This window comes from Paraglaciecola chathamensis S18K6, from assembly GCA_000314955.1.
Taxonomy (GTDB): Bacteria; Pseudomonadota; Gammaproteobacteria; order Enterobacterales; family Alteromonadaceae; genus Paraglaciecola; species Paraglaciecola chathamensis.
Genome location: BAEM01000015.1, coordinates 1 through 9,706, shown reverse-complemented (window position 1 = coordinate 9,706; position 9,706 = coordinate 1). Strand labels below are relative to the sequence as shown.

Here is a 9,706-nt window from a genome sequence, read left to right as displayed (position 1 = left end):
TTTTTTTAAATTATTTTTTAATTATTTGAAAAATACTTTGTTTTTTTGCATCCAGTTGCCTAGGTGAGTCGTTTACCTAATATCAGCGCCAATAAATACGCTTGCTAAACACGCATAACGAAGCACGTTTATTGGATTTGATATTTATTCAACAGGTAAATAAAAAGGAAACGTCATGCAAAAAACAAAATTAACATTGATTGCCTCGGCCATGTTGAGTCTAACCTTTGGTCAGGTTGCACAGGCTTCAAGCCACAGAGAAGCACCAAATATCACACGTTTACCAACAGTCGATTCTACCGACTTTTACGCGTTTAACAGTTATGAAGAAGGGCGCGGTGAGTATGTAACGCTTATTGCCAACTATATTCCTTTGCAAGATGCTTACGGCGGTCCGAATTATTTTGCGATGGACCCAGCCGCTGTATACGCCATTCATGTGGACAGCGACGGTGATGCAGTCGAAGATATGAGCTTCACGTTTAATTTTAGCCAAGCCTTGGCGAACGACAATGCTGGCGTGGCGCTGATGGTTGGCGCTGAAGGTGAGCAAAAAGCCGTAGGAGTACCGCTAAAAAATGTAGGGGGGATCAGCGCGAGCGATCAAGCAAACGCAAACTTTACAGAAAGCTACACCGTTAACGTGGTTTCAGGACCCATGCGCACAGGCACAAGTGCCGCGGTAATGAATGACGCGTCCGGCAGCGCTAGCTTTGGCAAGCCACTGGATTACATAGGCAATAAAACTTTTGCCAATGCAGAGCAATACAAGGCGTACGCTGATAGCTTTATTTACAGCGCCACCATACCGGGCTGTGATAGCCCAGCTAAAGTATTTGTTGGCCAGCGTAAAGACCCGTTCGCAGTGAATTTAGGCAAGGTATTTGATTTAGTTAACTTTGTACCAGTGGAAGGTGATAGCGCCCCAGGTGCTGATGACGCAGGTGGCTTCCCAGGAGGGATCACCCAGTCGCCAGACAACGACGACTTAGCTGATAAAAATGTCACTAGTATCGCCATTGAAGTGGCGAAATCATGCTTGGTGGGCTCTGGTAATGGCAGTATAGGTGCATGGACAACAGCCAGCTTGCCACAAGCGCGTATTTTGAATCCAAATGCGAGTTTCGATAACACCGAAGTCAACGGTGGTGCCATGACACAAGTATCTCGATTAGGTTCGCCTTTGGTCAATGAATTAGTGATTGGTTTAGCTGACAAAGATACCTTCTCTAGTGCTGCGCCAAAAGATGATGGTCAGTTTGCTGATTATGTAACTCATCCAACGTTACCTGAGTTACTCAATATCTTATTTAAGGACGCTGTAAACACCACCCTTGGCACAGACATTGAAACCTTAGCGCCGACTAATTTCCCGCGTACTGATTTAGTGACGGCCTTTTTAACGGGATTTGAAGGCGTTAACCAATTATCTGTGGTTACTCCCTCAGAGATGCTGCGCTTGAACACTAGCATTGCTGCAAAAAGTGCTGATATGCAGTCTCCATTTGGTGTGGCAGGAGATGATTTAGCGGGCTTCCCGAACGGACGTCGCCCGGGTGATGATGTAGTTGATATTGCACTACGAGTAGTGATGGGCCGTTTATGTTATCCCATTCCGGTAAATGGTGAAGACACAGACTTAGGCTTGTGTACACCGGAAGATGCTAGCGTAGGGAATGTGCCTTTTACTGATGGTGCCCCTAGTGACGCGACTATGATGGATAGCAGCTTTCCCTATTTAGCGATGCCACTACCAGGTTCTGGCGCAGAGTAAGGAGCAAAATATGAGAAATAAAACACTGAAAAGGCTACCTCATCAAAAGGGGACCAGCCAATTACGGGTGCTCAGCGTAGGCTTGGCATTGACCATTGTCTTAGCTGGATGTGATTTTGGCAGTGATGACGACGATAAAAATGTCGCACCCAGTGCGGTATCTGTCGACTTAACCACTCAAACTGAAACCGCCATAGTGGATATGCTCAGTGCCACTGACGATGATGGTGATGACCTGACCTTTAGTCTGGCAGACACACCGTCATTAGGCACTGTGATGGTCAGTGAAAATGGTGATTTTACTTATCAGCCAAATCCTGAGGTTACAGGCAGCGATAGCTTCACGTTTACCGTAAGTGATGGTGTCAATGAGCCGGTTAGCGGTTCGGTCAATATCACCATCGAAGCGTTAGCGGTTACGTTCAGCACGTACAGTCGTGCCGCATTTGCGCAAGACCCGCAGGATGAACCTTTGGTGACCAATGGTCGTTCGTTTACTCAGGATGTGGAAGATCCTGACGCTTATAATGATTTATTGCCGGATTAACACCCCAGCAAGAAGCGTATAAATCTTAAGTTTGACAGCGCCAAGGAAGGCGCCCCTTAAAGGAGGTTTAGCCCGTGAAGAAGCAGGTTTATGCTTTACCGAAAAAGGCGCTCATTTGGGCGTTTTTAACTTTGGTGAGTACATCGTTAAGTGCAGAAAGTTACGTACCTTCATCGAAAGACACTATTGTAGCCAAATGGACTGTGGTAGCGAAAAGTGAGACACCCAAAGAACGTGTAGCTTTGTTACTTAACAAAGCGAATCAACCTGGATTAGCCAGTCGATATTATGGTCAAGCCAGCGCGTTAACCAATAAGCTGTTACAAACATCCCCAAATGACCCGCAACTATTATTTTATCAAGCCAAAATTGCCCAACACTATCACCGTTTTGACGAAGCCTTATCGAAGCTAGAAGGTGTTCCACCTAGCCATGAAAATTATGCCTCCGCTTTGCTATTAAAAGCCAATATTTTGCTGGTCCAAGGAAAATTAGCCGCCGCTAAACGTAGCTGTTTACAGCTTCTTGGCGTGTCAGACTTATGGATCAGCAGTGCTTGTGCACTAGAGGTAAATGCGCAACAGGGTGATAGCAGCCATGTTGTTGATAGCTACGCACAGCTTCTCACCCTAGTTGAGCGCTCATCACTGTATCAGCATACGAATGAACAACAACAGCGCTGGGTAGCACAAATATTAGCAGAGCTGGCAGCAAAACAAGGCTTGTACAATCAAGCACTGTCGCACTTGTCGGCCTTTGAGTTAACTGATGTGCCGGTGAGTTATTTAGCCTTGTGGGCTGATGTACAACTGGCGCTCGATTCACCTGAGCGGGTCCTAAACGTGTTGGGGCCTATAGTTGAGCAAGCCGACAGTTTTGACGATGCGCTTTTACTGCGTTTGGCTTTGTCTGAGCATCAAACCGCTGAGCAAACTGCACGTTGGACTCCGCGATTAACCCAGCGAATAAACATACGTTTACAACGCAAAGATACCGCACATGCTGCTGATATTGCTCGGTATTTCTTAGATATAAAGCCGGATCGAAAGAAAGCGCTTTTTTGGGCTAAAGTCAACTGGCAACACGCCAAGCTAGACGGCGATCAGCGCTTGCTAGAGCGCGCGATGGACGTACAATACGCGGCTGAAGAAACGATCAAACAGCCAGCAGGGATGTAACATTAGTGAAAAACAATAACATGATCAAAAGCCTATTTATGGTGTTGGGCTTAATGATCAGCCTACCCAGTTTAAGTCATCAATTGAGTACCGCTTATATTATTGCCAATTTGGATGATACTGGGCGGATTCAGGGCGAGTGGCAGGTAGGGTTAACTGATTTAGAGTTGGTTCTGGGCTTGGACGCAGACCAAAATGGTCAACTAACTTGGGGCGAAGTAATTGCAAGGCGAGTAGATATTGCCAGCTATTTAGCCGAGCATTTGAAAGTCCAACGTGACGGTCTGGCGTGTGCCACGCAGTTTGCCGGCATTGAACGCTTAGAAGACCACGCTGATTCAGTATTTGCAGTAACAGATTTCAGTGCTCAATGTCCTTTGGCTGGTGTGCTAAGCGTGCAATACAGCGCAGTATTTGCAAAGGATGATAGCCACGAGGTCGTGGTTAACATAAGCGATGATGAAAACACCCAAAGTTTTGTGCTGGATAATGCTCAGCGTCACATCGAGGTAAACCTAGCTGACGGCAGCGCTTGGGTCACGTTTAAAGAATTTGTCTACCAAGGGATCATCCATATCTGGATTGGTACCGATCATATTTTATTCTTGTTAGCATTGCTTTTGCCTTGTGTATTGTTACGTGAAGATGGGCAATGGCAACGAAATCCACAGTTAAAGAATGTACTTAGCACCACAGTGTGGATCATCAGTGCTTTTACCTTGGCACACTCAGTTACATTGACGGCCACTGCCTTGGGTTGGATTGTACCTAGCAGCCGTTGGGTTGAGTTTGGCATTGCGGTTTCCGTACTTTTTGCGGCGTTAAACAATGTTAAACCGCTGATATTGCGTTTAGGCTGGGTCACTTTTGCATTCGGCTTGCTTCACGGCATGGGCTTTGCTGGGGTTTTGGGGGAACTGGGCTTACCTGGAGATCAGAGGCTACTGTCGATTCTAGCCTTTAACTTAGGCGTAGAAATAGGACAGTTAGCCATCGTATTGGTTGCTCTACCTGTGCTTATTTTACTGGCAAAAACCGTATTATATCGTCGATGGTTAATGCCTGCGGCTTCAGTTGGCATTGCACTGGTAGCGCTAAATTGGGCACTAGAACGCTTTTAGCCAGAATAAAAAAGCCGGATGCCCATATTGGGATCCGGCTTATTGCTTTATCGCTCTTTTCGGGTTGTTCGCCCTTATGATAAGAAAATTTTCATAATAAATCGCTGAATGGCAAAAGGCCTCTTTTATAGAAAGGTGTTATCTATAGAATGATTTGGCTATTTGGGCTGCCCCATAAGGCGTTATTTAATGGTTGCATTAAACCTTGCTCAATATCAAAACCGTTTTCGCGATCGGTTTTGATTAACAGTGGGCCGTCTAGATCAACAAATTTGGCACAGTCACTCAACAGAGAAATGGGGGCCATTGCTAATGAGCTACCCACCATACAACCCAGCATGACTTCAAAACCCATTGCTTGTGCTTCTTGTGCTAGCGCGTGAGCTTCAGTCAGCCCTCCGGTTTTATCCAGCTTAATATTAACCGCATCATAGCGCCCTTTGAGGTACGTCAATTCTTTACGCGTATGACAACTTTCATCTGCGCAAAGGGGGACGGGGCAACTGTAGTCAATAAGCTCTGCGTCTTTGTCCGCAGGTAGCGGTTGCTCTATTAATATAACATTCAGTGCTTTTAGACTATCACCGCAGGCTTTTAAATCGTGAATAGACCAGCCTTCGTTAGCGTCCACAATGAATTGACTGTCAGGGGAGGCTTGATGGATGGCTTGCATTTTCGGAACAATATCTTGATTGTCTAATTTCACTTTGATCAAAGGAGGATGACCGAGGGCTTTCGCCGCTGCCGCCATCGCTTCTGGGGTATCTATGCTCAATGTTTGCGCCGTAACGCACGGTGATGGGGTTGATAACGATAATAAGTCAGCAACAGATTTTTGCTCGCTTTTCGCCTTAAGATCCCACCACGCACAGTCGAGGGCGTTGCGCGCTGAGCCGCCAGGTAACGCTTGAATTTTATCTGACAACTGCGCCAAGTCACCGTCAAACGCGCTAAGAGATTGAGCAAACTGATTAATTTCTTGTTTAACACTCTCTACAGTTTCATTGTAGCGTCCATAAGGCACAGATTCGGCCCAACCTACGAGCTGGGCGTTATCTGTATCTGCCGTTAGGGTTACTACCACTACATCTGCTTGTGTTTTTGCCCCTCGAGCAATTCGAAATACACTTTTTAGTGGCAATGCTTGTTGATAAGCCTCAACGTGAAAAATCATGGGGTAAACTCCTGTATTTTTACAAAATGACTTCTCAGTCGGGGTTATAGGTTAGCAACGATTGCGGCGGTGCCATCGCGCAGGGGATCAACACATGGCAGCGAAAATTGTTTACTTAGCTGCTGGCAAATTGCGCGTCCTTCTTCAACACTAACGGCAGATGTATTGACACTAATACCTGCAATAGCCACATCCGGGTTGGTTAGCCGTGCGGCTTGTAAATTAAGCGCAATCGTTGATTCTATACTAGGAAAGTCAGTATCAGGTAAACCACGCATATGCGTGCGATTTAAGGCATGACAAATCACTAGTGCATCTGGTTGAGAGCCGTGCAACAAGCCTAAGCTCACGCCTGCAAATGCTGGATGAGATAACGATCCTTGGCCTTCGATAACGTCCCAGTGACCAGCATCTGCATCAGGAGACAAGGATTCTGCTGCCCCTGAGATAAAGTCAGCGACAACGCAGTCTATGGCTATGCCAGCCCCGGCGACTAAAATTCCGCACTGACCTGTAGCACGAAAATCAACAGCCATGTTCTGCTTGCTCATGGCTTGCTCTAGGCTCAAAGAGGTATACATTTTACCAACAGAACAATCAGTTCCCACGGTTAAAAGGCGCTTACCTGAACGTTTACGCCCTGTGCCTGTATTAAATTGTGTGGTCGGGTGACGAATATCCAGTAATTCAACATCATATTGTTGGGCACAGTGCACTAGCTCAGGGTAGCTGGTGAGTTTTTGGTGAAGACCGCTCACAATATGCATGCCTTTTCTGATGGCTAATTCGATTAACGGCAACCACTTTTTATCTAAAATGCCACCGCTATTGGCAAAGCCGAGTACCAGTGTTTTGGCCCCTTTTTTTGCTGCTTCTTCGATACTTAATTTGGGTAGCTCTGTACTAACGGTGCAACCTTCGACACTAAATTCACCGACGCATAAATCGGGGCGCCAATGGGCGACACTTTGTGCCATTTTAATAGAAAGTGCGTCGGTAGCATCACCAATGAATAACAAATAGGGAGCGTGAATAACCATAGAAAGTCCTTAACAAAGCAGTGTAGTCATGAATTGAACCATCCTAGCGTGCAGTGGAAAGAAAGAAAGTAACGATATTTAGTTAAGGTATAACCCTAGGTTATACCATCTGGCAGACATACTTGGGTAATATGAAAAATCGCTAGAGGATATAAGTCCCGCACATAAAGAAAGGCCTGCTATTGTCAGCAGTTTATGGCCGACTGCAGAAAGGGTAAAAAGCTTTGTACCGCAGTCGAAAGAGGTCGATTCTGTAGATGTAAGGCACGAATATCGAATGCTAAAGGCGGGGTGAATGAGGCTATAGCGGTATTGGCGTCAACATTTCCCATTGCTGTGTGCCTGTCAATAACGCACACACCTAGGCCTTGAGCAACAAGTCTGGCAGCGATAAAATAGGTCTGTACTTGAATAGGACTGTGAGGCTGCATATTTTCACTTTGTAACCGGCTGTAAAGCATGTCACCTAACGGCCCTGAGTCACTGATACCGATAAAGGTTACATCGATTAACTCCTGAATACTTAGTTGTGTTGGCAAGTGTGGAAATAGCCCTTTTGGATAAACCACCACCAACTCAGACTCACCACAAGCAATGCTATTTACGCCTAGTTTCGGACTAGGGTGAAATAACACAGCCACATCAGATTTGTGTTCTATCAAGCTTTGCAAAACCGCATCATTGTGCACGGTATTAATATTGAAGCTCACATTTGGGTGTTGCTGGTGATAACTCGCTATCGCTTTTGGCAGAACGGAAAATCCCAAAGCGGGGGTTATACCAATATTAATGTTGCCAAAATGAGCGTGCTTAATATTGTGAGCGGTGTTGTCGATACTGCGCATTTGTTGGTGAATCTTGTCGACTTCTGCAAATAGCATATCTGCTTCTGGCGTGGGGACCAGTCGGCCTTTGGTTCGAGTAAATAAGGCGAAGCCGAGTTGTTGCTCAGCGTGATGCAGTACTTTACTAACCGCTGGTTGCGAGACATGCAGCAGTTTGGCAGCATTGGTGATAGAGCCTGTCGTGTATATGGCATGGAAAATTTCAATGTGGCGTAGGCGCAAGTAGGGATCTCGTGAATAGTGCTTAAAAATCTAATCTTTGCTGGCTATCCTAAACAAACAGCGCGTGTAATACCATTACGATATAGGCACTTAAGCAAAAACCGCTGGGTGCCTTCTGAAGAGTACTGATTAGGGTGTGTTGGTATCAATTTACAGTTTTTCTTGGTTTTTTAATCCGCTGCCGATTACTGGCTCACCTGTTTTTACCACTGGCTCATCTGTTTTTACCACTGGCTCAAGGCTGATTCCCCTCTGGCTCACATCTTTTCACCACTGGCTCAAGGCTGAGTGTTCATGCTAACGTGCTAACCAAGCGCGCGAAAATACGCAAACCATAATGCGAATAACTGAGCGAATAACTGAGCGAACAAACGCGCGAACAAACGCGCGAACAAATGCGCGAGCAATTACGCGTGCACGTACGATTACCAAGAAAGGGAGTTAATATGAAATTACCACGTATCTGTTTGGCCATAGCAGCATTACCACTTGCGCTTAGCATGCAGGCGAAAGCTGATAGCGTCAGTGACAAAGTCAGCGCTGATTTACCAAAATTGATGGCATTGTACAAAGATTTACACGCTCATCCTGAATTAAGTGGCTTTGAGGTAAATACGGCGGCCAAGCTAGCCAAGCGGGCGAAGGCCCTAGGTTTTGATGTAACCGAAAAAGTCGGCGGAACAGGCGTGGTGGCTGTACTAAAAAATGGCCCCGGCCCGGTGGTGATGATCCGCGCCGATATGGATGGTCTACCGGTTATTGAGCAAACGGGTTTGCCCTTTGCGTCCAAAGAGCGTGCGACCACAGAAGATGGCATTGAATCAGGTGTCATGCATGCTTGTGGTCATGATACTCACATGACAAGTTGGGTCGGCACCGCGCAAGCGCTAACGTCAATGAAAGATGAATGGTCAGGTACCTTAGTGATGATCCTGCAACCGGCTGAAGAGCGTGGTAAAGGCGCGCGAGACATGCTGGCAGATGGGCTATATGAACGCTTTCCTAAACCAGATTATGCTCTGGCTTTTCATGATTCCGCAGGGTTACCCGCCGGCACCATAGGTTATACTCCTGAATTCGCCTTGGCGAATGTTGATAGTGTGGATGTGATTGTAAAAGGGGCTGGCGGCCATGGTGCTTATCCGCATACCACTAAAGATCCAATTGTACTGGCCAGTCGCATTGTGACGTCATTGCAAACCTTGGTCAGTCGTGAGCTTGACCCGCAAGATGCCGCTGTGGTGACGGTGGGCAGTTTTCATGCAGGGGCGAAGCATAATATTATTTCCGATCAGGCCACTTTACTGCTTACCGTACGCAGTTATTCAGACGAAACCAGACAAACCTTGCTTGACGGCATAGCGCGTATTGCTAAAGGTGAGGCGATTGCTGCGGGGATGCCAGAAGCATTGATGCCAGAGGTAAACATAAAAGATGAATACACTCCTGCAACCTACAACACCCCTGAGTTTACCCATAAAATGGCTGAATTATTTACCCAGCGTTTTGGTGAAAAGCGAGTCATTGAAACACCTGCTGTCATGGGCGGGGAAGACTTTAGTCGTTTTTATCGCGCCGACAAGCAGATCGAGAGTTTGATTTTTTGGGTCGGTGGTGTCAACCAAGAAGACTGGGACACAGCGAAAGAAGAGGGCACTTCATTGCCCTCATTGCATAGCCCGTACTGGGCTCCAAAAGCTGACGCGGTGATCACGACCGCTACTGAGGCGCTGACCACAGCAGCTTTGCATATTTTGCAAAAACAGTAATTACTGGCTAAGCACTGCTAAAACACCCAGCAAAGT

Annotated in this window: 8 protein-coding genes; 5 read left to right on the top strand and 3 right to left on the bottom strand. The window is 46.5% G+C overall.

Annotated features, from left to right (window positions below; genetic code table 11):
• The first annotated feature begins 211 nt into the window (after positions 1-211).
• From GCHA_RS04880 to GCHA_RS04865, 4 genes are all read left to right on the top strand, one after another.
• Complete coding sequence (locus GCHA_RS04880) at positions 212-1,774, top strand: DUF4331 domain-containing protein (protein WP_414692538.1); 1,563 nt, start codon at positions 212-214, stop codon at positions 1,772-1,774.
• A 10-nt stretch (positions 1,775-1,784) separates the two neighbouring features.
• The gene (locus tag GCHA_RS04875) at positions 1,785-2,321 is read left to right on the top strand and encodes a cadherin-like domain-containing protein (RefSeq protein WP_007985696.1); all 537 of its coding nucleotides are present in this window, start codon (positions 1,785-1,787) and stop codon (positions 2,319-2,321) included.
• 74 nt (positions 2,322-2,395) lie between these two features.
• Positions 2,396-3,499, top strand: coding sequence for a tetratricopeptide repeat protein (locus GCHA_RS04870; protein WP_007985695.1), 1,104 nt, complete (start codon positions 2,396-2,398; stop codon positions 3,497-3,499).
• Positions 3,500-3,504: 5 nt separating this feature from the next.
• Entirely contained in the window at positions 3,505-4,620 is a 1,116-nt protein-coding gene (locus GCHA_RS04865; protein WP_007985694.1) for a HupE/UreJ family protein, read from the top strand.
• Positions 4,621-4,762: 142 nt separating this feature from the next.
• Here the strand turns inward: GCHA_RS04865 and dgcA are convergent, their stop codons facing one another.
• The 3 genes from dgcA to GCHA_RS04850 all read right to left on the bottom strand — a co-directional run bounded on the left by dgcA (position 4,763) and on the right by GCHA_RS04850 (position 7,901).
• Entirely contained in the window at positions 4,763-5,794 is a 1,032-nt protein-coding gene (gene dgcA / locus GCHA_RS04860) for an N-acetyl-D-Glu racemase DgcA (RefSeq protein ID WP_007985693.1), read from the bottom strand.
• Positions 5,795-5,838: 44 nt separating this feature from the next.
• A complete protein-coding gene (dgcN, locus tag GCHA_RS04855) occupies positions 5,839-6,834 on the bottom strand; it encodes an N-acetyltransferase DgcN (RefSeq protein ID WP_007985692.1) in 996 nt (331 codons plus the stop codon).
• A gap of 185 nt (positions 6,835-7,019) precedes the next feature.
• The gene (locus GCHA_RS04850) at positions 7,020-7,901 is read right to left on the bottom strand and encodes a LysR family transcriptional regulator (RefSeq protein ID WP_039992102.1); all 882 of its coding nucleotides are present in this window, start codon (positions 7,899-7,901) and stop codon (positions 7,020-7,022) included.
• 446 nt (positions 7,902-8,347) lie between these two features.
• Here GCHA_RS04850 and GCHA_RS04845 point away from each other — a divergent pair, with 446 nt between their 5' ends.
• Positions 8,348-9,670 (top strand): amidohydrolase, encoded by a 1,323-nt coding sequence (locus GCHA_RS04845; protein ID WP_007985685.1) that lies wholly within the window; start codon positions 8,348-8,350, stop codon positions 9,668-9,670.
• The last annotated feature ends 36 nt before the right edge of the window (positions 9,671-9,706 follow it).

Coding starts and splice junctions, on each gene's coding strand:
- dgcN (WP_007985692.1), bottom strand. CDS start 6,834: ATGGTTATTCACGCTCCCTATTTGTTATTCATTGGTGATGCTACCGAC.
- dgcA (WP_007985693.1), bottom strand. CDS start 5,794: ATGATTTTTCACGTTGAGGCTTATCAACAAGCATTGCCACTAAAAAGT.
- GCHA_RS04880 (WP_414692538.1), top strand. CDS start 212: ATGTTGAGTCTAACCTTTGGTCAGGTTGCACAGGCTTCAAGCCACAGA.
- GCHA_RS04875 (WP_007985696.1), top strand. CDS start 1,785: ATGAGAAATAAAACACTGAAAAGGCTACCTCATCAAAAGGGGACCAGC.
- GCHA_RS04845 (WP_007985685.1), top strand. CDS start 8,348: ATGAAATTACCACGTATCTGTTTGGCCATAGCAGCATTACCACTTGCG.